The organism is Micromonospora sp. NPDC049559 (assembly GCF_040676675.1).
Lineage (GTDB): Bacteria > Actinomycetota > Actinomycetes > Mycobacteriales > Micromonosporaceae > JBFAPK01.
On the sequence record NZ_JBFAPK010000001.1, the window covers coordinates 663,605 to 686,021 of the forward strand.

The 22,417-nt window shown below is 72.4% G+C and carries 16 protein-coding genes and 1 pseudogene; all 17 read right to left on the reverse strand.

The features are described 5' to 3' along the window. Window positions 1-1,283: 1,283 nt before the first annotated feature. On the reverse strand, window positions 1,284-2,558 hold the full coding sequence (locus AB0J86_RS02970) for an LCP family protein (protein WP_363851466.1): 1,275 nt from the start codon (window positions 2,556-2,558) through the stop codon (window positions 1,284-1,286). 226 nt (window positions 2,559-2,784) lie between these two features. Further along, window positions 2,785-3,762, reverse strand: coding sequence for an NAD-dependent epimerase/dehydratase family protein (locus tag AB0J86_RS02975; protein WP_363851469.1), 978 nt, complete (start codon window positions 3,760-3,762; stop codon window positions 2,785-2,787). Window positions 3,763-3,915: 153 nt separating this feature from the next. Continuing rightward, window positions 3,916-5,598 carry a cation acetate symporter gene (locus AB0J86_RS02980; RefSeq protein ID WP_363851472.1) on the reverse strand — a complete coding sequence of 561 codons (1,683 nt, stop codon included), beginning with the start codon at window positions 5,596-5,598 and terminating at the stop codon, window positions 3,916-3,918. Next, the gene (locus AB0J86_RS02985) at window positions 5,595-5,942 is read right to left on the reverse strand and encodes a DUF485 domain-containing protein (protein ID WP_363851475.1); all 348 of its coding nucleotides are present in this window, start codon (window positions 5,940-5,942) and stop codon (window positions 5,595-5,597) included. The genes AB0J86_RS02980 and AB0J86_RS02985 overlap by 4 nt, the downstream gene beginning before the upstream one ends. 198 nt (window positions 5,943-6,140) lie before the next feature. Beyond that, window positions 6,141-6,704, reverse strand: a pseudogene (locus tag AB0J86_RS02990) (flavin reductase family protein); the annotation flags it as partial. Continuing rightward, window positions 6,686-7,798, reverse strand: a complete 1,113-nt coding sequence (locus AB0J86_RS02995; protein ID WP_363851478.1) for a sigma-70 family RNA polymerase sigma factor — start codon at window positions 7,796-7,798, stop codon at window positions 6,686-6,688. The gene AB0J86_RS02995 and the pseudogene AB0J86_RS02990, both read right to left, overlap by 19 nt. Before the next feature lie 10 nt (window positions 7,799-7,808). Continuing rightward, the gene (locus AB0J86_RS03000; RefSeq protein ID WP_363851481.1) at window positions 7,809-7,985 is read right to left on the reverse strand and encodes a hypothetical protein; all 177 of its coding nucleotides are present in this window, start codon (window positions 7,983-7,985) and stop codon (window positions 7,809-7,811) included. Window positions 7,986-8,058: 73 nt separating this feature from the next. Then, complete coding sequence (locus AB0J86_RS03005; protein WP_363851484.1) at window positions 8,059-8,802, reverse strand: DUF899 domain-containing protein; 744 nt, start codon at window positions 8,800-8,802, stop codon at window positions 8,059-8,061. A gap of 360 nt (window positions 8,803-9,162) precedes the next feature. Beyond that, window positions 9,163-10,338 (reverse strand): hypothetical protein, encoded by a 1,176-nt coding sequence (locus AB0J86_RS03010; protein WP_363851487.1) that lies wholly within the window; start codon window positions 10,336-10,338, stop codon window positions 9,163-9,165. Beyond that, on the reverse strand, window positions 10,335-10,838 hold the full coding sequence (locus AB0J86_RS03015) for a SigE family RNA polymerase sigma factor (protein ID WP_363851490.1): 504 nt from the start codon (window positions 10,836-10,838) through the stop codon (window positions 10,335-10,337). Before AB0J86_RS03015 ends, AB0J86_RS03010 begins: the two co-directional genes overlap by 4 nt. Before the next feature lie 272 nt (window positions 10,839-11,110). Then, entirely contained in the window at window positions 11,111-12,754 is a 1,644-nt protein-coding gene (locus AB0J86_RS03020; RefSeq protein WP_363851493.1) for a cation acetate symporter, read from the reverse strand. A gap of 1 nt (window position 12,755) precedes the next feature. Then, window positions 12,756-13,106, reverse strand: coding sequence for a hypothetical protein (locus AB0J86_RS03025; RefSeq protein WP_363851661.1), 351 nt, complete (start codon window positions 13,104-13,106; stop codon window positions 12,756-12,758). Between the two features lie 313 nt (window positions 13,107-13,419). Beyond that, window positions 13,420-15,057, reverse strand: a complete 1,638-nt coding sequence (locus tag AB0J86_RS03030; RefSeq protein ID WP_363851496.1) for a DUF4173 domain-containing protein — start codon at window positions 15,055-15,057, stop codon at window positions 13,420-13,422. 487 nt (window positions 15,058-15,544) lie between these two features. Next, window positions 15,545-16,582 (reverse strand): ATP-binding protein, encoded by a 1,038-nt coding sequence (locus AB0J86_RS03035; protein WP_363851663.1) that lies wholly within the window; start codon window positions 16,580-16,582, stop codon window positions 15,545-15,547. A gap of 29 nt (window positions 16,583-16,611) precedes the next feature. After that, window positions 16,612-17,289 carry a response regulator transcription factor gene (locus AB0J86_RS03040; protein ID WP_363851499.1) on the reverse strand — a complete coding sequence of 226 codons (678 nt, stop codon included), beginning with the start codon at window positions 17,287-17,289 and terminating at the stop codon, window positions 16,612-16,614. 154 nt (window positions 17,290-17,443) lie between these two features. Next, on the reverse strand, window positions 17,444-19,597 hold the full coding sequence (locus AB0J86_RS03045; RefSeq protein ID WP_363851502.1) for a carboxypeptidase regulatory-like domain-containing protein: 2,154 nt from the start codon (window positions 19,595-19,597) through the stop codon (window positions 17,444-17,446). Window positions 19,598-19,917: 320 nt separating this feature from the next. Continuing rightward, window positions 19,918-22,146 (reverse strand): carboxypeptidase-like regulatory domain-containing protein, encoded by a 2,229-nt coding sequence (locus AB0J86_RS03050; protein WP_363851505.1) that lies wholly within the window; start codon window positions 22,144-22,146, stop codon window positions 19,918-19,920. Window positions 22,147-22,417: the final 271 nt, after the last annotated feature.

The window sequence follows — 22,417 nt, forward strand, 5'->3', positions numbered from 1 at the left end:
GCCTCCGACATCTGTATCGGTTATGTCGCGGTGACGGTGTGGCATTTCCGGTAACCGGGCGGGGTGGGACGGCCGGACGATCGGTGCGATGCGTACCTGTCGTGGCGCAAGGTGAAAACCGCTGCCGGTCGACGCCCGCGCTGACGTAGCAAGAGCGGCGGATGGTTGCAGCGGTGTCGCCGTATCGGCAGTGACAGTGGTCACTGCCGACCGATACCGGTCGGGACTATGGCGGACTATCCGATTACCCAATGTGACGATCTTTCTGGTCGGGTCCTCTCGTCCGTTCCTCCGACGTCGCTGGTCCGTTCGGCCGGCCGCCCAAAGTGGATCAGCGAGCCGCCCGTCTCGGCGCCGGCCGTCCCGTCGCCGTCACCGGTATCCGGCACGGGTTTCCGGGGCGGGAGCGGGCGCCGCCGTACCGGTGCCGAGAGGTCCCGCGCCGGCCCTGGTCGCGGCGCCGGGTCGGCACGCGGCGCGCGCCTGGTCGCTCGGCCTCCGCCGGGGTACGTCGCCCCGTGCCACGCGACGGCGCGGGCCGGTACGCGTCCGTCCCGGTTCGGCCCGCCGCCGTAATTCCCGTGCGACAGGCGCGTCCGACGGCCGATCCGGCCGGGCGCACTATGCCGTCGCAATGGGCGCGAATTGCACCGGGAACGGTTATTGAAATGTCGGGACCATCGCGTCGAATGGGGCCTCGCCGATCGACCGGAAAAGCGGTGGTCGCGACCGTCGGGAGCCGCGGCCATTTCCCCGGACGCGGACGAGCGGCCGGTCGAACGGCTCGGTGACGGCGACCGGATGCGGTAAGTCCGCCGGCCCCGCCGCCACGGCGCGGTGTCGGCCGCGTAATCGCGATCGTGTCACCGAATAGGAAACGATCGAGCAGTCTCCGGCGATGCGGTCCCGGCTCCGACCCTCGCCCGATCGAGGCAGGCGGGGCCTCGGCACCTCGCTCGACCAGCGCGTACGGGCGCCGCCCTGACGCCGGCGAGCCGGCGCGGCGAAGTGCCCGGGAGCCGCGGCCGGGGCGGCCCGGGTCGTACCCGGCGGTGCGGAGTCGCAATTCCGTCCGGCCCGCAATCGCCCGACGAGTGGGAGCGACGCCGGTAACGCCCGGTCCGACTTGGTCTCCCCGCTCGCCCGCGCCGGTACGGAAAACGGTTCACGTTCGCGCCGGAGGGCGGCGCCGAACTGGACAACCCGTTACGCCGGGTCGAATTACACCCGCCGGTAACCCGGGCGACCGCGGAAATTCTCGCGGCCGCCCGGAGCCCGGTGCGTCACTTCGGCGCGGGTGAGGGGGCGATGTTCGCCTGGACCCAGTCGGCCATCTTGTCGCTGGAGATCGCCTGATACATCGCCAGCGCCTTCTCCCGATCGGAAACCACGACCGACTCGCCGTCGATGGTGTCGCTGCCCTTGTTGGGGCTGGTGATGAACTGGAGGTTCTCGCCGCGCAGCTTGCGGAACTGGACGGCCATGCTGACCAGGGAGAAGCCCTCGTCGACGGTGACCGCGCCGGTCACGGACTTGAGGAAGGCGTTGAGCTTCGCCGGGTTGCTCAGGGTGCCGGAGCTGACCGCCTTGTCCATCAACGCGCGGAGGAACTCCTGCTGGTGCCGCATCCGGGCGAAGTCCCCGTCCGGGAACTGCTTGCGCTGCCGGATCCAGTCCAGCGCCTCCTCGCCGTTCATGTGGTTGACGCCCTTGTTGAACTTCCGGAACGGCTTGTGGATCGAGGTGATGCTCCGCTCGACGTTCAGGTCGACGCCGCCGAGCGCGTCGGTGACCTCCTTGAAGCCGGCGAAGTCGATCGCCATCACGTGGTCGACCCGCACGTCGGTGAAGCACTCCACCGTCCGTACCGCCAACGGCAGACCGCCGAACGCGAACGCCGCGTTGATCTTCGCCCGGTCCCCGGTGTCGCAGCCGGAGCTGGCCTTTTCGGGTATCCGCACGTAGAGGTCGCGCGGGATGGAGACGAGGTACGCCCGGTCGTGGCTCGCCGGGATGTGCATGAGGATGATCGTGTCGGCGCGCCACTTCCCGGCCTGGTCCACGGGGGCGTCCGGGTCCCGGGAGTCGCTCCCCACCAGCAGGATGTTCAGCGCGCCGTCGACGGGCTTCGCGGGGCGCCCGCCGGTGATCGTCGAGAACGGGTCGGTCCGGGCGAGGTCGTTGTTGACCTTGTTGGCGTACAGCCACGCTCCCCCGGCCGCGATCAGTCCGAGGATCACCAGCGCCGCCACGACGACCAGGGCGATGCGTCCCCAGCGCGGGCGCGGGCCGCGGCGCGCCGGACCGCCGGGCAGCCCGGGGCCGCCGGGGCCACCCGGTCCGCCGGGCCCCGCCGGGCGGCCGTAGGTGCGTTCGGAGGCGCGAGCTGCTCGACCCGGCGTACCGGGATAGCTGTCGCCGGCCGACACGCGGGCGCGGCCGGCGCTGCGTGCCGTACCGGCGGAGGCCGCTCCCGAGACGGAGGCCCGGCCGGCGGAATCGCCGGGTGTCCTCCGGTACGGGTCGGTCGGGTAACCGGCAGGCGTGGTTGCAGACATGCCCCCAGGGTACGAAGAAAGTCCAAAACCGGCCTTCTACCACGGCCGGGGGAGCGCGATCCGTGGATCGCGACGCGATCACCCGTCGATGGCCGGGACCACCTGCCGCCGCTCGCCGCCGCCCCGCCGACACCGGACGCCCCCGACGGGCGCCAGACTCCGAGGGGCGCCAGGCTCCGAGGGGCGGGAGGCCCAGACGGACAGCAACGGCCCGACGGGTGGGCGTTCAGCCCAGCCGCTGGGCGAAGTGCTCGATCGTGCGGCGCAGCCCGTCCTCCGGCCCGACCTCGGGCGCGTAACCCAGACGCTCCCGAGCCAGCGTCAGGTCCGGCCGGCGCATCTCCGGGTCGTCGGCGGTACGGGTGATGTAGGTCACCTGAGACGTGCTGCCGGCCAGCGAAACGATCAGTTCGGCCAGCTCCCGCATCGACAGCTCGTGCTCGGTACCGCAGTTGATCGGGCCGGACTCGGTCGAGTCGAGCAGCAGCAGGATCCCCCGCACCAGGTCGTCGACGTAGCAGATCGAGCGGGTCTGCGCCCCCGTGCCGTGCACGGTGATCGGCTCGCCGCGCAGCGCCTGGCTGATGAAGGTCGGGATGGCCCGGCCGTCGTCCGGGCGCATCCGCGGCCCGTACGTGTTGAAGATCCGTACGATGCCGGCGTCGAGACCCCGGTAGCGCCGGTACGCCATCGTGGCGGCCTCGGCGAACCGCTTTGCCTCGTCGTACACGCTTCGGATGCCGACCGGGTTGACGTTGCCCCAGTACGTCTCGACCTGGGGGTGCACCTTCGGGTCGCCGTACGCCTCGGAGGTGGAGGCCATGACGAACCGGGCACCGTCGGCCACGGCCCGGTCCAGCAGGTGCAGCGTGGCGATCGAGCCGACCCGCAGGATCTCGATCGGCAGCGTGGCGAAGTCGGTGGGGCTGGCCGGCGAGGCCAGGTGCAGGATCGCGTCGAACCGCTCCGCGGTGGCCGGGTGGTGGTTCGGCAGCCCGTCCGAGACGTCCGCCTCCACCAGCGTGAAGCGCGGGTGGTCGGCGAGGTGCGCGACGTTCTCCTTCGACCCGGTCACGAAGTTGTCCACCGCGACGACGGTGCAGCCCCGCGCGATCAGCGCATCGACCAGGTGCGACGGCACGAATCCGGCACCGCCGGTGACGAGGATCCGATGGCCTTGTCCGAAGCGCTGCGCTACCACCATGTCGCCAGCCTACCCAGCATCGGGATCTCCGCGTGCCGCTGGGCGTACCGGCCGGCCGGCCGACGCGGGTGGCGGTGGTACGACGAACGGGTGGTACCGGGCCTCGTTGCCCGGTACCACCCGCTCCGCATGCTCGCCGAGGCGCCTCGCGGGTCAGTGCGCCCCGGCCCCGGTGAGGGCGCGCACCTCCAGCTCGGCGTACTTCCGGTCGTCCGTCTCCTTGGAGACGAGCGTGCCGATCCAGCCGCAGAGGAAGCCGAACGGGATCGAGATGATGCCCGGGTTGGACAGCGGGAAGAAGTGCCAGTCCGAGTCCGGGAACATCGAGGTGGCGGCGCCGGAGACCACCGGCGAGAAGAACACCAGGAAGACCGCGGAGATCAGGCCGCCGTAGATGGCCCAGACCGCGCCCGAGGTGTTGAACCGCCGCCAGAAGAGGGTGTAGATGATCGCTGGCAGGTTGCCCGAGGCGGCGACCGCGAACGCCAGCGCCACCAGGAACGCCACGTTCAGGCTCTGCGCGAAGATCGACAGCACGATCGAGATCGCGCCGATCACCAGCGCGGCGATCCGGGCGACGTTGACCTCCTGCCGCTCCGAGGCCTGGCCGCCCTTGACCACGTTGGCGTAGAAGTCGTGCGCCAGGCTGGACGAGGAGGCCAGGGTGAGCCCGGCGACCACGGCCAGGATCGTGGCGAAGGCGACCGCCGCGATGATCGCCAGCAGGGTCGCGCCGCCGACGTCCCCGCCGAGGAAGTCGATGCCGAGAGCCTGCGCGAGCTGCGGCGCGGCGGTGTTGCCGGCCTTGTCCTGCGCGGTGATCGCCTCGCTGCCCACCAGGGCCGCCGCGCCGAAGCCCAGCGCCAGGGTGAAGAGGTAGAACGTGCCGATGATGCCGATCGCCCAGAGCACGCTCTTGCGGGCCGCCTTGGCGGTCGGCACCGTGTAGAAGCGGATCAGGATGTGCGGCAGGCCGGCCGTACCGAGCACCAGGGCGATGCCGAGCGAGAGCAGGTCCACCTTGTTGTAGAACGTCTGGGTGGAGTTGCCCGCCACCTCGACGCCGTAGCGCAGGCCGGGTTCCAGGAAGGCGCTCCCCTTGCCGGATCGCTCGGCGGCGTCGCCGAGCAGCCCGGACAGGTTGAACTTGTAGTGCGCCAGCACCAGCAGCGTCATCACGAGCGTGCCGCCCATCAGCAGCACGGCCTTGATGATCTGTACGTAGGTGGTGCCCTTCATGCCGCCGACCGTGACGTAAATGATCATCAGCGCGCCGACCAGGATGATCGTGGCGATCTTCGCCGCGTCCGCGTCCATGCCGAGGAACGTGGTCCCGGGCCGGATGCCCAGCAGGAGCGCCACGAGCGCGCCGGCGCCGACCATCTGGGCCAGCAGGTAGAAGATCGACACCGTGATCGTGGAGACCGCGGCGGCGGTGCGTACCGGCTTCTGCCGCATCCGGAACGCGAGCACGTCGGCCATCGTGTACCGGCCCGAGTTGCGCAGCAGCTCCGCCACCAGCAGCAGCGCGACCAGCCACGCCACCAGGAAGCCGATCGAGTAGAGGAAGCCGTCGTAGCCGTAGAGCGCGATCAGACCGGCGATGCCCAGGAACGAGGCCGCCGACATGTAGTCGCCGCCGATCGCCAGGCCGTTCTGGAAGCCGGAGAAGGAGCGACCGCCGGCGTAGAAGTCCGTGGCGGTCTTGGTCTGCCGGCTGGCCCAGATGGTGATGGCCAGCGTCACCGCCACGAGGGTCAGGAAGAGCACGATCGTCAGGGTGCGCGCCGTGCCGTTGGTCGCGGCCGGCGCGGCCAGGAAGGAGTACGGGCTCATGCTCCCTCGCCTCCCTGCTCCAGCTCGGCCCGGATCCGGTCGGCCACCGGGTCGAGCTTGCGGTCCGCGTGGCGCGAGTAGAGCCAGGCGATCAGGAACGTCGAGACGAACTGCAGCAGGCCGAAGACGAGCGCGACGTTGATGTTGCCGACGAGCTTCGTGCCCATGAAGTCCCGGGCGTACGCCGAGAGGATCACGTACAGGGCGTACCAGAGGAAGAATGCCACCGTCATCGGGAAGACGAAGTTGCGCAGGGCCTTGCGGAGCCCGGCGAACTCGTCCGACCGCTGCACGGCGACGTACCGGTCCGGCGTGACTGCCGGAGCGGGCGTTTCCGTGGACATGCGGATCACCACCTTCGCAGGTGTGGGGAGTTTCGCGCACGGTATGGAGCCCGCCGGCCGATCGACAGCGGTGATCCGATACCCGGTCACCGGCTGCGCCGAACGGGCCACTGCGTGCGCCGAGTGACCCCGGTCACGCCGTTCAGCGGCTCCCCGCCCCGGGTCGCCGGGGCTCCCCGCCCCCGGTCGCCCAGACGGTCACTCCGGCAGTTCGCGGTACCGGCCCCGGTGGTGCAGCAGCGGGGCGGCCCGATCGGCCAGCTCGACCACCTCGATGGTGGCCTCGACGAGCAGGGCCCAGCCGTACTCCCGCGCGCCGTCGAGCCGGCAGCCCGACCAGCCGCCCGCGTCGGCCGGGACCGGACCGTACCCGGTCTCGGTCCACTCGCCGGTGGCGAAGAGGCCACCGGGGGCGGGAAAGAGCCCGGCGAAGCGGTCCGCGAGCTGCCGGTGCGCGGGCCCGAGCAGCGCGACCGCGAACCGGCCGGAGGTCGAGGCGGCCGACCACAGCTCCGACTCCTCGTCGACCAGCCCGAGCAGCCGGCCCGGCTCGCCGTCCGCGACCAGCGTGGACGAGACCGTCAGACCCGCCGGCGCGGTGGGCTCGCCGGTCGCCGTGCCGTACGCCGTCCAGAGCGTCACCGGGGCCGGGAGGCGTCCCCGCAGCCGGCGTACCTTCGACCGCTCCTGCGGCGGGGTGGCGAACGGGTCGGTGTGGTGGATCTCCGCGCCCGGTCGATGATTCACGTGAAACACCTCGCCCCGCGAGACACCGGCAGGCCGGACCCGTCGGTGGCGCTGCCCGACGCCGCGGCCCCACCCGGCGCCTTGACCTCGCCCGACCCGGTGCCGCCACCGTCGGCGTCGAGTACCGCCGGCAGCCCGCAGAGCGCGAACAACTCGGCGTCGAGGAACGCCACGACTCGCGAGATTCCCTCGGCGGTGACGGTGAGTACCTGGAGCGAGTGTGGCTGGTACACGCCGTCGCGCAGCGCGTAGGAACCGAACGCCGGCTGCCCGTTGGCCCGGGTCGGGATCAGCCGGTAGTCGCCGGGCGCCAGGATCCGGCGGGCGAGGAAGCGCACCACCGACTCCCGGCCGGCGTACCAGGTCGGGATCGGCGGCATCTCCCAGATCGTGTCGTCGGTCAGTACCTCGGTCAGGGCGTCGAGGTCGGCGTTCTCGAACGCGGTGGCGTACCGGTCGACCAGCGCCCGCCGGTCGGGGTCGGTCGGTTCGGCGACGCCGTCCTCGGTGGGGGCGATCTGGTGGAGCTGGGCCCGGGCCCGCTGCAACGCGCTGTTGACCGCGGCGGTGCTGGTGTCGAGCAGGTCGGCGACCTCGTCCGCCCGCCAGGCCAGCACGTCACGCAGGATCAGTACCGCGCGCTGCCGGCCCGGGAGGTGTTGCAACGCCGCGACGAACGCCAGCCGGATGCTCTCCCGCGACTCCACGACGGTCGCCGTGTCGACGCCGAGCAGCGCGTCGGGCGCCGGCTCCAGCCACGGCGTCTCCAGCAACCGGCCGCCGACCCCGTCGTCGGCGTCGTCGCTCGGGCCGCCCAGCCCGGAGGGCAACGGCCGCCGGCCCGCGCTCTCCATTGCCTTGAGGCAGGCCCTGGTCGCGATCCGGTACAGCCAGGTGCGCAGCGAGGAGCGTCCCTCGAAGTCGCCGTACCCGCGCCACGCCTGGAGATACGTCTCCTGGACCGCGTCCTCGGCGTCGTGGATCGAGCCGAGCATCCGGTAGCAGTGCGCCAGCAGTTCCCGCCGGTAGGGCTCGCTCAGCCGGGCGAACCCCTCGTCGAGGTCGGGGCGGGATGTCGGTCCGGCCGGGTGCCGTGCCGTTCGTGTCATCGTCCCATAATCACCCCATCGGCCAGAGCATGGCCGCCATCACGCCGGCCATGGCGGCGTGGGCCAGGTGGGAGGTCCGGTCCGCGGGGCGCGGGGCCACGGTGCCGGAGGCCGGGCGCAGGCCGTGGAAGAGGAACCACACTCCCATGCCCGCGAACAGCCAGCTCAGTGGTACGGATTGGAACATCGCAGGACTCCCGTGGTCGGGACGGCGGGGTGGCGCCTCGGCCGGAAGCGTCACCCCGCGTGCGGTTCGCTGTTCAGTGGTGGGCGTGACCGTGGGCGTGCCCAGAGTGGTCCGCCGGGTTGCCGTACGTGTCGTGGTAGGGGAACTCGTTGACGTAGCGGCCCTGCCGACCGAGCGGGGTCAGGTCGAGGAGGTGATAGGTGCCCATCATCACCTCGGTGCCCCGGCCGTACGTCGAGTACGTGTGGAAGATGCCGTCGCCCTCGCGGACGAAGACACTGATGCCCTGACCGTCGCCCTTCAGCCGGTACGCCGCGTCCCGCTGAAGGGTCGCCTTGTCCTTGTAGTTGTAGTAGATCGGCGCGACCGACTCGTCGTTCGTCACGTGGAAGTCGAAGTTGAAGTCACTTCCGGCCGACGAGACCCACGTGGCCGTCCAGCCCATCCGCGTCCGGTACCGCTCGATCTTTTCGAGCGGCGCCCGGGAGACCATCACGAACGAGGTGTTCAGGCCGTTCAGGTGCTCCAGCCGGCCCAGGCTGTCGATGGTGAAGGAGCAGCTCGGGCAGCCGTCCTCCCACTCCGGATGGAACATGAAGTGGTACACGATCAGCTGGGGCCGCCCCTCGAACAGGTCGGCGAGGCGTACCTTCCCGTCCGGGCCCTCGAAGACGTAGTCCTTGTCGATCCTGACCCTCGGCAGCTCGCGGCGCCGGGCGGCGACCGCGTCCTGGGCCCGCATCGCCGCCTTCTCCTGCGCGAGCAGCTCAAGCCGGGCCCTCAGCCACTCCTCGCGGGACGTGACCTGTGTATTCACAGCTCTCTCCTCTGGTCGGTAATCGCGTCGCGGGCGAACGGCGAAACGCGTCACTCGCCGACCGTCCACCGATGTAGAGGAGCCGGGCGCCGGAAACTTATCGGCACCGCCCAGGGATGTGGTGCCGCTCACCCAAGCGGATCGAAATCCGTGGGTACGGGCATTCGGGCCGGCCCGAATCCCTGCTCACAGGCGCCGCTGCGGCGGCGGCGCCGGCCCGGGAACTCGTCGGCACGCGCCGGAGGTGTGGTGCCCCTCACTCCGTCGGTCGTCCCGCCCGACGGTCGGGTACCACCACGCCGAACGCCCAGCGTGGCGCCGGACCAGTTCCGGCGCCACGCTGGGCGGGCGGTGGCGGGGTCAGCGGCGGTACGCCGCCAGGTCCGCCTGATTGGTCGACTCCGGCCGTTCGATCGTGGCCGTGACGGTGCCGTCCAGTCCGACGAGGTACAGGTGGTCCGACGTCTGGACGACCAGGGTGTCGTCCGGCCGGAAGAAGATCTCTTCGACGCCGCCGCGCAGCTTCGACGGCAGGTCGATCCGCTTGCCGCTCACCGTGTCGAGCACGAACCGCGCCCTGGTGACCCGCGTCGGATCGCCGCTGCCCAGCCCGGTGGCGACGTACCGGCCGTCGTCCGAGACGGCCTGCACCGAAGACGGGCACTCGCCGGTCCGGTCGCACTCCGGCTGCCCGGCGACGCTGACCTTGCGTACCCGGGTGCCGTCGGGCCGGGCCACCACCAGGCTGTCGCCGTCGGCGTGCACCCGGTAGGCGCCGTTCGCCGACCAGCTCAGGTACGACGGGAAGGCGGTGATGCCGAGCTTGTCGTACCTGCCGGTGACCGCGTCGACGTAGCCGTACGACTCCCCGGTGGCGACGTCGCCCTCCAGGGTGGTGACGCCGACCAGCAGCCGGCGCGAATCCGGCATCCAGGCCGGTCCGGTGCCGCCGCCCCAGGAGACGCCCTGCCGCACCACCTTGCGTGCCCCGCCGGGCTGGACGACGACCAGGTCCCCCGGGTACTCGCTGACGTCCTTGGCCGGACGTACCAGGGCCACCCTGCTGCCGTCCGGCGCGACCGTCGCGACCTGGTCGCCCAGCTTGCGCGGTCCGAAGCTCGTGGTGCGGGCGACGCCGTCGGTCACCGTGACCACCTCGATCTCCGCGCCGACCCGCAGGTAGACCAGTCGGCCCGGGACGTGCGAGAGCGCCGCGTTCGCCGGGGCGGACCCGGTGGGGCTGGCCGGAGCGCTCGGCGTGGTCGTGGCGGCCGGGGTGGTCGGTGCCGGCGTCGGCGGCTCGGACGCCGTCTGCGAAGCGGCGGGCGGCAGCGGATGCCGCTGCCCCTGCGGGGCGAGCTGCAGTCCGCCGATCCCGAGCAGCCCGACCAGGGCCAGCGCGGCGGCCGTGGTGCCGGCGACCCGTCGCTGCCCGATCCGGCGGGCGGTCGTCTCCACCCGGCCCCGCAGGGCGGTGTAGTCGGTGTCGGTCATCTCGTCCGCCAGATCGGCGAGCCGGTCGTTCAGTTCGTTCATCGGTCCACCCCTGCGGCCAGCTCGATCTCGGGCATCAGCTCGCGCAGCCGGCTGAGGGCACGCGCGGTGTGGCTCTTCACGGTGCCGACCCTGCAGTTGAGGATGTCGGCGGTCTCCGCCTCGCTGCGGTCCTCGAAGTACCGGAGCACGACGACGGCGCGCTGCCGCGCCGGCAGGGCCAGCAGGGCCCGACGCAGCGTGAGCCGTTCCACCGTGGCCTCCGCGTAGTCGGCGCGGTCGTGGCGCTCCGGCAACTCGCCGGGCATGCTCTCGGCCACCCGGCGCCGGCGCCAGAAGCTGACCTGGAGGTGGTACATCACGCGGCGGGCGTACGCCTCGGGATGACCGCCGTCGGCCAGCCGCTGCCACATCCGGAACGTCCGCGCCAGCGCGTCCTGGACCAGGTCCTCCGCCAGGTGCCGGTCACCGGTCAGCAGGTACGCCGTCCGGAGCAGGGCCGGTGTCCGGCTGCGGAAGAATGAGTCGAAGTCATCGGTCATCTGCTCCGTCACAGGGGCTCGAGCGGCGGCCGCGCCGGTGCCGGCAACCGTCGTGATGGCTTGGGTCATCTGTTTGGCTCCGGTCTGAGAGGGCTGAGGCTGCCTGCGCGCGGCGGTGGACACGCGGATAAACGTCGCCACGAACCGCCGCGGGTTACCGATCTCGCGCGGACTTCCGCGTCGCGAATCCGACCGTCGGCGCGGCGGGCCGGGGACCACGCGAAACGCGGCGGCGGCGCACATGCCGGGCGGCCCAGGCCGCCCGGTGGCTCTCAGAGCCGCAGCGCCTCCGGGGCGTGCAGGCGCAGCATGGTGGCGCCGACGTCGGCGGGGGTGCGGTGCCGGGTCGCCATCGACACCGCCACCATCACGGTGAACGCCAGCGGCACCGTCCAGGCCGCCGGCTGCGCCACGAGCACGGCCGGCCATCCGTCCAGCGGCGGACCCACCACGGTGAGCAGCACGGCCAGCGCCGCGGCGCCCCCGCCGACGAGGATGCCGGCGGCGGCACCGAGATCGGTCAGCCCCCGCCACCAGATGCCCAGCACCAGCAGCGGGCAGAAGCTGGAGGCGGCGACCGCGAAGGCCAACCCGACCACCTGCGAGACGTCGAGTTCGGAGGCGCGCAGCGCGAGCACCACCGGTACCAGGCCGGCGAGCAGCGTCGCCAGCCGGAAGTCGCGGACCGAGCCGCGACCGAGCAGGTCCGTGGAGACCACGCCGGCGACGCTCGTCAGCAGGCCGGACGAGGTGGAGAGGAAGGCCGCGAACGCGCCGGCGGCGACCAGCGCGGCGAGCAGCTGACCGGTCAACCCCGGCCCGAGCGCGGCGCTCGGCAGCAGCACCACCACCGCGTCGGTCTGCCCGGTCAGCAGCAGCTCCGGCGTGTAGATCCGCCCCAGCACGCCGTACAGGGTGGGCAGCAGGTAGAAGGCGCCCACCAGGGCCAGCACGACCAGGGTGGTACGCCGGGCGGCGGCGCCGTCGGGATTGGTGTAGAAGCGGACCAGCACGTGCGGCAGCCCCATGGTGCCGAGAAACGTCGCCAGGATCAGCGAGTACGTGGCGAACAGCCCCTGGTCGTCCCGGCCCGCGGCGCTCGGCAGCAGCCAGTCCAGCCCGTTCGCGCTCGGTACGCCGGCCACCCGGGGCACCGGCTCCCCGGCGGCGAAGGTGAGCTCCTCGCCGGGGCGTACCTCCCGGATCGTGCCGTCGGCGAGGGTGAGGGTCGCCGGATGCTCGACCACGACGGTGGTGGCGACCCGGAAGGCCGTACCGTCCGGCGGCGTCACCGGCGGGCGCCCGTCGTGCTGCCACTGCAACACCAGGAAGATCACCGGAACCGCGAGCGCGGTGAGCTTCAGCCAGTACTGGAAGGCCTGCACGAAGGTGACCGCCCGCATCCCGCCGAGCGCCACGTTCGCGGTCACCACGGCGCCGACCAGGAAGGCGCCCAGCTCGTACGGGGCGCCGGCGACCGTGGTCAGCGTCAGCCCGGCCCCCTGCAGCTGCGGTACCAGGTAGAGCCAGCCGATGAAGATGACGAAGAGGGTGGCCAGCTTCCGCAGCCGGCGGGAGCCGAGCCGCAGCTCGCAGAAGTCCGGCAGGGTGAAGGCGCCGGAGCGGCGCAGCGGCGCGGCGACGAAGAGCAGCAGCGCCAGGTAGCCGGCGGCGAACCCCACCGGGTACCAGAGCACGTCCACGCCGTCCTTCAGCACCAGCCCCGCGATGCCGAGGAAGGAGGCGGCCGAGAGGTACTCGCCACCGATCGCGGCGGCGTTCCAGGTCGGGCTGACCATGCGCGACGCCACCAGGAAGTCGGAGGTGGTGCGCGCCAGCCGCAGGCCGTAGAAACCGATCGCGACGGTGATCAGCGTGACCGCCACGACGGTGGGGATGGTGAACGGGTTGCCCACCTCAGTGCTCCGGCCGCTGGACCACGTCGGTGAAGTCCTGCTCGTTGCGCTCGGCCAGGTGCACGTACGCCCAGCCGACGGCGACCAGGAACGGGAACGAACCGGCGCCGAGCAGCAGCCACGGCAGGTTCACGCCGAAGAGCGTCACCTCGCCCACGGTCGGTGCGACGGCGAAGAGCAGCGGCAACCCGCCCAGCCCGATCGCGACCACCAGCGACAGGCGCAGCGCGAGCGCGAGCTGGGCGCGGACCAGGCCGCGTACCAGCGCCTCGCCGACCGGGGTCTGCTGGGTCAGCTCGGTACGGGTCCGGTCCGCCGGGGGCCGGGGCGCCGAGACCTCGGCCAGCACGATCCGCGCCCGGCGCGGCGCCGCGTCCGGCGATCCGGCGGTGGTGGATCCCGGGGTGCCGTTCGACGGTCCCGCGACGGTCACCGGCCGCGCCGCGGTCGACGGCGGCGCGGCGGTCGACGGCGGCGCGGGAGCCGGCCCCGGTGAGGGGGCCGGCCTCCCGCCCGCGGCGTCGCTCGGGTCAGCCATCCCGGCAGTGTAAGGAAGAGGCCCCGCCCGTGGCTTCCACCCGGACTGGGCCCCCTCCTACACCGTTCCGCCGCTCGCGTACCCCGTGCCCCCTCGCCACGACGTCCCCCTCCGGCGGCGCGGTCGTTCAGCGCGTGCCCTCCCCGCACAGGTACCGGTCCGGGCGCACCGGCCGGGCCTCGATCAGCCGCCGGGCCCGCTCCCGCCCGAGGTTGTACTCCCGCCAGTCGTCCGGGCGGCGGTCCAGCTGGTAGGCGATGTAGCCCAGCGCGCAGCCCCGGTCCGGCTCGGGCAGCCGGTCGATGGCGGGTGCCGCGTCCGCGGAGAGGCCCGAGAGGTAGCGCAGGTCGATCCGCCCGGTCTCGGCGTACCGGTCGACGTTGCGGTCGGCGATGAGCCGGTCCGGGTTCAGCGCCACGAGCCCGAGCAGGACCAGTACCGCCGTGCCGAGCACCAGGCGGGGCACCCAGGCGCCGCGCAGCCGGACCCCGGCGACCAGTACCAGCACGAAGACCAGGCCCAGCCAGATCTCGCACGCCGCCACCAGCAGCCGCAGCCGGGTCGCGCCGTACGCCTGCGCGTAGACGTTCATCCGGTACAGCGCCGAGGCCACCACGACCAGGCTCAGCAGCGCCAGACCGCCGAGGAGCAGCCGTACCAGCAGCCGGTCGGCCCGGTGTGCGCGGGGCGCCCAACGTGCCGCCGCCGCGAGCACCAGCAGCGTGAGGGCCGAGACGGCCAGCAACTGCCAGAAGCCGCTGCGCGCGTACTCCGCGTAGGTGAGCCCGGAGGTGCGCAGCACGTGCGCCGAGCCGCCGAAGAGAACGGTCAGCTGCACCAGCACGAACGCCGCGAAGAGCAGGTCCAGCAGGGCCACCGGCACCGCCCACTCCGCCCGCCGCAGCCGGCGCCGGGCCGGCCCGTCCAGGCCGCCCAGCTCCGGCGGGGCGACGAGCACGTACGCGCCGCCGAGCAGGCCCGCACCGACGAGGCCGCCGACGAAGATCCAGCGGACCACGGTAGCGCCCGACAGCTCCGGCAGCAGATCGCCGACGAGGTCCGCGAAGACGCCGTCCGCCGAGGCGAAGAGGGAACCGAAGACGATCAGCAGGACGATCGACACCGCGGCGGTCAGGACGCCCCGCCAGGCCGAGGCGCCCACCCGTCCGCCCGCGCGCAGGCCCCGCGCCGCCCAGGGCAGCGACCGGAACACCGCCGCCGGCGGGATCAGGCCCGAGAGCAGCAGGCCGCGTACGGAGCGCCCGTCGGCCGTGGCCAGGCAGGCCGTCACGCCGGCGGTGAGCAGACAGAGTACGAAGAGCCAGCCGGCCGCCCGGATTGTCCCGGCGCCGACCAGCGCCACCGTCGCCGCGGCCCAGAAGAGCCGGGTCGCGCCGACCCGCCGCCACCGGGACCGGCCGCCGCCCGCCTCGCCCGGGGTGTCCGGCTCGCCCGCCCGGCCCGGCGCCCCCGTGGCGTCGGGCCGGGACCGGGCGGTTCCGGGCCCGGAGTGGGAGGCCGACCAGACGGCCGTGCCGAGCGCCACGGTGCCGGCTACCACGGCGACCAGCCAGCCGACGCCCGCGCGGGTGAGCGGGATGCTGACCGCGCTCACGACCGCCGCGCCGGCCACGGTGGCCAGCACGGCCCGGTGCGCCGGGCCGACCGGTCCGGGCCAGCGCCGACTCCACACCGACGGTCGGGGCGGCAGCGGCGGCGGATACCCCGGGTACGGTGGCGCCGCGACGACTCCCGGGGGTGCCACGACCCCGCCCGGTGGTGGTACGGCACCGGGACTCGGTGCTCCCGCGACGGGCGGTGTTCCCGGGGGCGGCGGTGCCACGGGCGGCGCTCCCGGAGCGGGTGGCGCTCCCGCGACGGGCGGTGCCACGGGCGGCGCTTTCGGGGCGGGTGGCGCTCCCGCGACGGGCGGCGCGACGGGCGCGGGCCCGGGTGCGCCGGGGCTCACCGGCTGCGGTGCGCTGGGTGCCGGTGCCGGTGCCGGTGCCGGTGCGGGTGCGGGTGCCGGCGCTGGCGCGGGTGCTGGTGCTGGTGGGTGCGGCTGTGCCGGCGGGCTCGGCTGTGCCGGCGGGTGCGGCTCGGGTGTGTCCGACGCGGGTCCGGTCATCTCTCCCTCTTTAGGGCTGGGGCTCTCCCGGGGCACGCTGTGCCGGGGAGTTCGGGGGTTTTCGGGCAGGCGGTACCGACGGTCCGGGTGGTCGGACCGGTGCGTGGGTTCGGGTCGTCCCGGGTCAGGTGGCCGCGGCCAGCGGCAGGCTCACCCGGATCCGGCAGCCGTTCGCCGGGCGGTCCGGTGCGGTCGGTACGGGATCCAGGACGGCGATGCTGCCGCCGTGCATCTCCACCACCCAGTGCGCGATGGCCAGGCCCAGGCCGGTACCGCCGCCACGGGCGCGCTCGCCGCGGGTGAAGCGCTCGAAGACCCGGGAACGTTCCTCCACGGGAATGCCGTCGCCCTCGTCGATCACCTCGAACTGGAGCTGGTCCCCCCGCTGGTCGACGGAGACGAGCACCATCCCGCCCGCCGGGCTGTGCCGGGCCGCGTTGTCGAGCAGGTTCGCGAAGACCTGGTGCAGCCGCCACGGGTCGGCCTCGAAGACCAGCGGCTCGGCGCCGTGGCGTACCTGGAACCCGACCTCGCGCCCGGCGCCGGCCGCCGTGACCGCGGCCTGCCGGACCGCCTCGTCGAGGAAGTCGACGACGTCGACGCGGACCCGGCGCAGCGGTACCACCCCGGCGTCCAGCCGGGAGAGATCCAGCAGTTCGGCGACGAGCTGCCCGAGCCGCTCGGTCTGGGCCAGCGCGGTCCGCAGCGTGCCGGGATCGGGTTCGGCCACCCCGTCCACCACGTTCTCCAGCAGGCCCTGAAGGGCGGTGATCGGCGTACGCAGCTCGTGCGAGACGTTGGCGATCAGCTCGCGGCGGTGCCGGTCGGCCTCGGCCAGGTCGCTCGCCATCTGGTTGAACGCCACGGCCAGCTCGCCGACCTCGTCGCGGGAGGTGGCCCGGACCCGGCGGCTGTAGTCGCCCCGGGCCATCGCCCGGACCGCCGCGGTCATCTCCCGCAGCGGCGAGGTCATCCCGTGCGCGAGGACCTGCGAGGTGAGCAGGGCCAGCGCGATCGCGGTTATCGAGGTCATCGGCGGCAGCCAGCCGATGCCGATCCGGAAGATGCCGAGCCCGGCCGCGCCCGAGGCGACCAGGAGGATGCCCAGCTTCAACTTGATCGACCGGACCGGGTCGAGCGGGCGGGGCAGCAGGTCCATCATCCGGTCGAGCCGGGCCCACGCGGCGCTGGTCACGGCCGCACCTCCAGCGCGTAGCCGACCCCGTGCACGGTCCGGATCAGGTCGGCGCCGAGCTTGCGGCGCAGCGCCTTGATGTGACTGTCGACGGTACGGGTGCCCGAGGCGTCGGCCCAGCCCCACACGTCGGCGAGCAGCCGCTCGCGCGGCAGTACCGTACGCGGCCGGCCCGCGAGGTGCACCAGCAGGTCGAACTCGGTCGGCGTCAGGTGCGCCTCGACGCCGCTGCGGCGTACCCGCCGTTCCGCCTGGTTGATCTCCAGATCGCCGAGCCGCAGGGTCTGCTGGGCCGCCGTGGCCGCCCGGTCCACCCGGCGCAGCAGCGCGTGTACCCGGGCCGCCAGCTCCCGCAGCGAGAACGGCTTGGTCAGGTAGTCGTCGGCCCCGACGGCGAGCCCCACCAACAGGTCGGTCTCGTCGTCGCGAGCGGTCAGCATCAGTACCGGCACGGGGTGGTCGGCCTGGATGCGGCGGCAGACCTCCAGCCCGTCGAAGCCGGGCAGCATGACGTCGAGCACCACCAGGTCCGGCCGGTGGACCCGGACCGCCTCGACGCCACCCGGACCGTCGCCGGCGATCTCCACCTCGAAACCCTCCGCCCGCAGGCGGGCCGCCACCGATTCGGCGATGGTGCGCTCGTCCTCGACCACCAGTACCCGGCGTTGCCTCATGCCCTCCGACTGTAGGGACCGGCCGTGGAGAGCGGTGGGGCACGTTGTGAACAACCTGTGGAGGTGACGGACGGAGTTGTGCGGGTGAGGCGGTACGGCGAAGGGCCGGCGACTGCTGCCACCGGCCCTTCGAACCTGGTTGTCCGTGCCGTCGTCAGCCGGTGGTGATAACCATGTCGACGATCAGGGTGCCGCTGGCCGGCACCGGGTAGACGCCGGGTGCCGGCGGGGTGGGTCGACGCGGTGGTACGGATCCGCTCTGACCCGACGCGGCCGTGTGGACGTTTGGCGCGGCAGAGACCGCCAGCCGATTCGTGGCGGTTCTCGCCGCCGGCGAGGTGCCCCTGCCGGCGGCCCCGACTCGGGTATTGCGGCGGGGCGGAGCCTGCCTGGCGTAGTCGCCCTCGTAGTCGCGCTGGCCGTACCGCACCCGGTAGCTGAGGTAGATCGACTGACCGGGCAGCACGGTGAAGCTGTACCGCCCGTCCTGGAGCTGGCCCGTGCCCACGATGTCGCCGGTCACGGGATCGCGGGCGGTCACCGAGCCGGACTGGATCGGCACGCCGTCCTGGTTCTCGATGCTGCCGCTCACCGTCACCCCCTCGACCAGGGCGGCATCGTGGAATGCGAGGCCGCCGGCGGACACTTTGATTGGAATTGCCACAGATCGGCTGGCGGTACCGCCCGACCACTGGCTCGCAAACCGGTCGGCTCCGAACTGCACCGGCCAGTCGTACGGGCCGAGGCCGGTGATCTCGTAGCGGCCGTCCAGGTTCGCCACGGTGCCGAGCGGATCGGGGCCCGGATATCCGCTGAGCAGGCCGATCCGGGCGTTCGCCAGCGGCGTGCCGGTGGACCTGTCGGTCACCCGGCCGGCGATCGCGCCGGCCGCGTCGAGCAGCACCACCGGTGCCGTGCTTGTTACGCCGGCCTTGGCGACCATGGTTGCCGCCGCCCGTTGGTCACCGGTGCCCCCGGCCGCGCCGACCCATTGCCTGCCGTAGGTTCGCCGCGCGGTAGTGTCGGCGAAGAGGTTGTATGACCCCGCCTCCAGCTCGCCTATCGTCGCCTGGCCGTTTCCGTCCGCGCAGCCGCCGGTGCCCGCCGCGAAGGACCCGCCCCCTATCGGCATCGGGCGGATACAGACGCCGCGCACCGGTTCGCCGGTGACACGGTCGAGCACGGTTGTGGTGATCCGGGCAGCCGGGCGCAACCACACCGTGACCTCAATCGTCTTGCCCGCCTGCACCTCGATTTCGGGCGTCTCGCCGGGGAAGTAGCTGCCGTCCTCCGAATGCACGGAGAACGTGCGCCGAGTACCCAGCGGCAGCATTGCCGCGGTCAGGACACCGGTGCTGGCGCTGTGCCAGGTGTCCGTGTAGAACCGGGTGATCGGGGCGCCGGTGGAGCTGTCCTTCGCATAGATGCGTACGGAGCCGGTGGGCAGCATGCTGTCCGTGATGGTGGCCTGCTCGTCCGCACGCACCTGGACGAGTTCGGCATCGTCGAGCGTCAGCTTGCCGGGGTAGTACTGGGTATTGGGGAGGTACGAGCGGTAGCGAACCTTGTATGCGCCGACAAGCACCGCAGGGATGACGAATTTGCCGTCGCTGTCGGTGTGGCCCGGCCCGCTGAAGGACTGTCCGTCCGCGGTGACCAGGTCGACCGTCACATTGACCAGGGGAGCGTCACGGGCGTCGGTGAGCCGGCCGCTGACACTGCCAGTGGGCAGGACGGTGTCGTCGGCGACCACCTGATCGCCGGCACCGACCTCGAAGATCTCGGCGGACGCGCGATCGATTTTCTCGGGTACATACTGCCGCTGGTTCGCGTTGGGCACCGGTAGAAAGCTGACCGAGTACCGACCGGGGAACACCGGCACGCGGTACCGGCCGTCGGCATCCGTCCGGACGGTGATCACCGATGTCCTCTCGGACTGGATGACCACCAGGAGCTTCGGTACCGGCTCACCAGCCCGGTTGCGGATCTGACCGGTGATGACTCCGGCGTCCAACAGTTGTTCGTCGACCGTGCTGGTGGCCCCGTCCACGACCCAGATCTGGCTCGCGTCACCCGGGATCGCCTTCTGCGGGTGGTACTGCCGCTGGCCGATCGGGTGCTCGAACACAACGCGGTAGGGCCCGGCGGGCAGGCCGTCGATGTGGTAGTTCCCGTCCTCGTCGGTACTGGCGGAACCTCCGCTCGGGAGACTACCGCTCACGGGGCTCGCGATCACGACGATTCCGGCTGCGCTGCCGTCGTTCGTCTTCACCCGTCCGCTGATGGATCCGGTGTCCGGAAGGGCCATCGCGGGAGCTGCCCCGGATACGGTGACCGCCGCGAATACCGTGCCAGCCAGGACGGCGCGGCACGTCAGAGAGAGTCGCAATGGAGGTCCTCGGGAGAGCGCGCGGTGCTGGATGTGCGGGTGTGGTGCCGGTATCCCGCCGCGCCGATCTGGTCGCGCGATCAAGATCGACAAGGGGAAACTACCCGGTGGCCACCGCTGACGGGTCAGCCGATCGGCCGGCCTGGAGCCGATCCCAGCGGCAGCGCCGACCGCGGTAAAGCTCGAAGGACCGGTGGCGTCGGCCACCGGCCCTTCGAATCTGGTTACCCCTGACGTCGTCAGCCGCTCGTGACGACCATGTCGATGGTCAGAGTTCCGGTCGCCGGCACGACGTAGACGCCGGGCGTCGGCGGGGTGGGCCGGCGCGGCACGGAGCCGGCCGACACGGCCGGGTCGGCGGTCGCCACCGCCACGCGCGAAGCGGTCAGTGGCCGGGTCGCGGAACCCGGCGCCGGCACGATGGCCTGGCCGGCGAGCGGCGTCGCCCGGCCGTCGCGGCGCGGCGGGGCCTGGCGGCTGTAAACGCCGTCGTACTGGTGCGTGCCCTGCCGGACGCTGTAGCTCAGGTAGATCGACTGGTTGGGGAGCACGGGGAAGGCGTACCGCCCGTCCTGCATCCAGCCGCCGCCGATGTAGTCGCCCGTGTCCGGGTTGTGCGCCGTCACCCAGCCGGACTCGAACAGCGCACCATCCTGGTCCTTGATCGTCCCGCTCACCGTGACGCCCCTGACGAGGCTGGCGTCGCGGGTGGCCGTGGCGCCGGCGGTGACCTTGGTCGGGGTGGCCAGGTAGCGGCTGGCCGCGCCGCCCGACCACTCGCTGGCGAAGCCGGGCGCCCCGAAGAGCAGCGGCCATTCGTACGGGCCGAGCCCGGTCGCGCGGTAGCGCCCGTTCACGTCGGCGGAGAAGCGCACACCCCCGTCCGAGCCGGGGTGGTTGGTCAGGAGGCTGACGATCGCGTTCGGTACCGGGGCGCCGGTGGCCTCGTCCGTGACCTGACCGCTGACGGTGCCCGCCTTGTCGAGGAGCACCTGGGGCGCGGTGACGGTCGCGCCGGCCTTGGCCACCACGGTCACCGCCGCGCGCTGGTCGCCGGTGCCTCCCGCCGGGCCCACCCACTGCCGCCCGTACGGCGAGCCCTCGCCCGGATCGGCGAAGAGGTTGTACGACCCCGCGGTGAGCGCGCCGATGGTCAGCTTGCCGGTGGAGTCGGTGCAGTCGCCGTAGCCGTCCGGCAGGTGCGGGCCGCTCAGCGCCAGCGGCACCACGCAGACGTTGGGCACGGGTTTGCCGGTGGCACGATCGACGACGGTGGTGGCGATCCGCGCCGCGCGCTGCAGCCGGACGACCACCTCGACGGTCTGGTCGGCCTTGATCTCCGCCACCGGCGCGAAGGCGCTGAGGTAGGACCCGTCCGAGGTGTAGACGAGGTACTCCGGCCTGCTGCCCTGGGCGAGATCGCCGAAGGTGATGGACCCGGTGCCGTTGCTGCAGCGGATGTCCGCGCAGAAGTTGGGGACCGCCGCGCCGGTCACGGCGTCGACGGCGACGACGCGCAGCGAACCGGTGGGCAACCAGGCGTCCGAGATCCGGGTCTGCTCGTCCGCGCGTACCTCGACCGGGTCCGCCGCCTCCGGCGTCACCTTGCCCTTGTAGTACTGGTAGCGGCCGTCCCGGTAGAACCCGATCCGGTAGGAGCCGACGAGGAGAGCCGGCACGTTGAACGCGCCGTTGCCATCCGTGCTGAGGTCCCACCAGGAGCTTTCGCCCCCTGCGGTACTCAGCTCGACGGAGGCGTTGGCGACCGGCCTGCCGGCGAGGTCCGTGAAGCTGCCCGAAAGGCTGCCGGTGGGCAACGCCTGGTCGTCGACGTTCACCTCCCCGCCGGCCGCGACGTCGAAGTGCCCGGCCGAGGCCTGGTCGAGCTTGCCCGGCACGTACTGCTCCTGCGTCGCACCCCAGAAGGGTTGGAAACTGACCATGTGGCGACCGGGGAAGACCTCCAGGCGGTACCGCCCCTCCGCGTCGGTCGAGCCGGACTGCCAGTCGCCGTCGTCCGGCCGGGCCTTCACCGGTACGTACGGCATCGGCTGGCCGCCCTTGTCGCGGAGCGTCCCCGTGATGACGCCGGTCGGCAGCAGTTGCTCGTCAACGGTGGTCGACGCACCGCCGACCACCGAGATGCTTTCCGCTTCCCCGATCCGGGTCTTCCGGTGGTAGTACTGGGCCGGCCCGCCGGAATTCTTGATTTCGACGAGGTAGGAGCCGGTGGCGAGCCCGTCGATGCGGTAGTTGCCGCTCGGGTCGGTGCTGGCGGAACCCGCCGACTCCCAACCGTCCCAGGTGTACGCGGTGACGACGGCCGTGGCCGGGGCGCCGCCGCTGGTGGTGATCCGGCCACCGATCGATCCGGTGCCGGCGGCGATGGCGGGGGGTGCCCCGGACAGGACGACCGCCGCGAGGGTCGCGCCGGCCAGAACGGCCCGACGCGCCAGGAGAAAGTTCAAGGTGTCCCCGTAAAGGTGATGGAATGCCCCGCTGTCGAGCGAAGTCGGTGATCCACGATCCCGTTTGATGATCAGCGAGAGCGAGACTATTTCCCGGTCGTCGACCGGTGTCTCGGCCGATCGGGCGGCTTTCCGGCCACCGCGACGGCAATAGCGGGGACGGCAACAGCGGGGACGGCGATACGGGGGCGGCAACAGCGGCTGGGCGATACCGGCCACGGCGGCACCGGTACGGCGATGCGCGGTGATATGCGGGAGGGCCGGCCCGCGA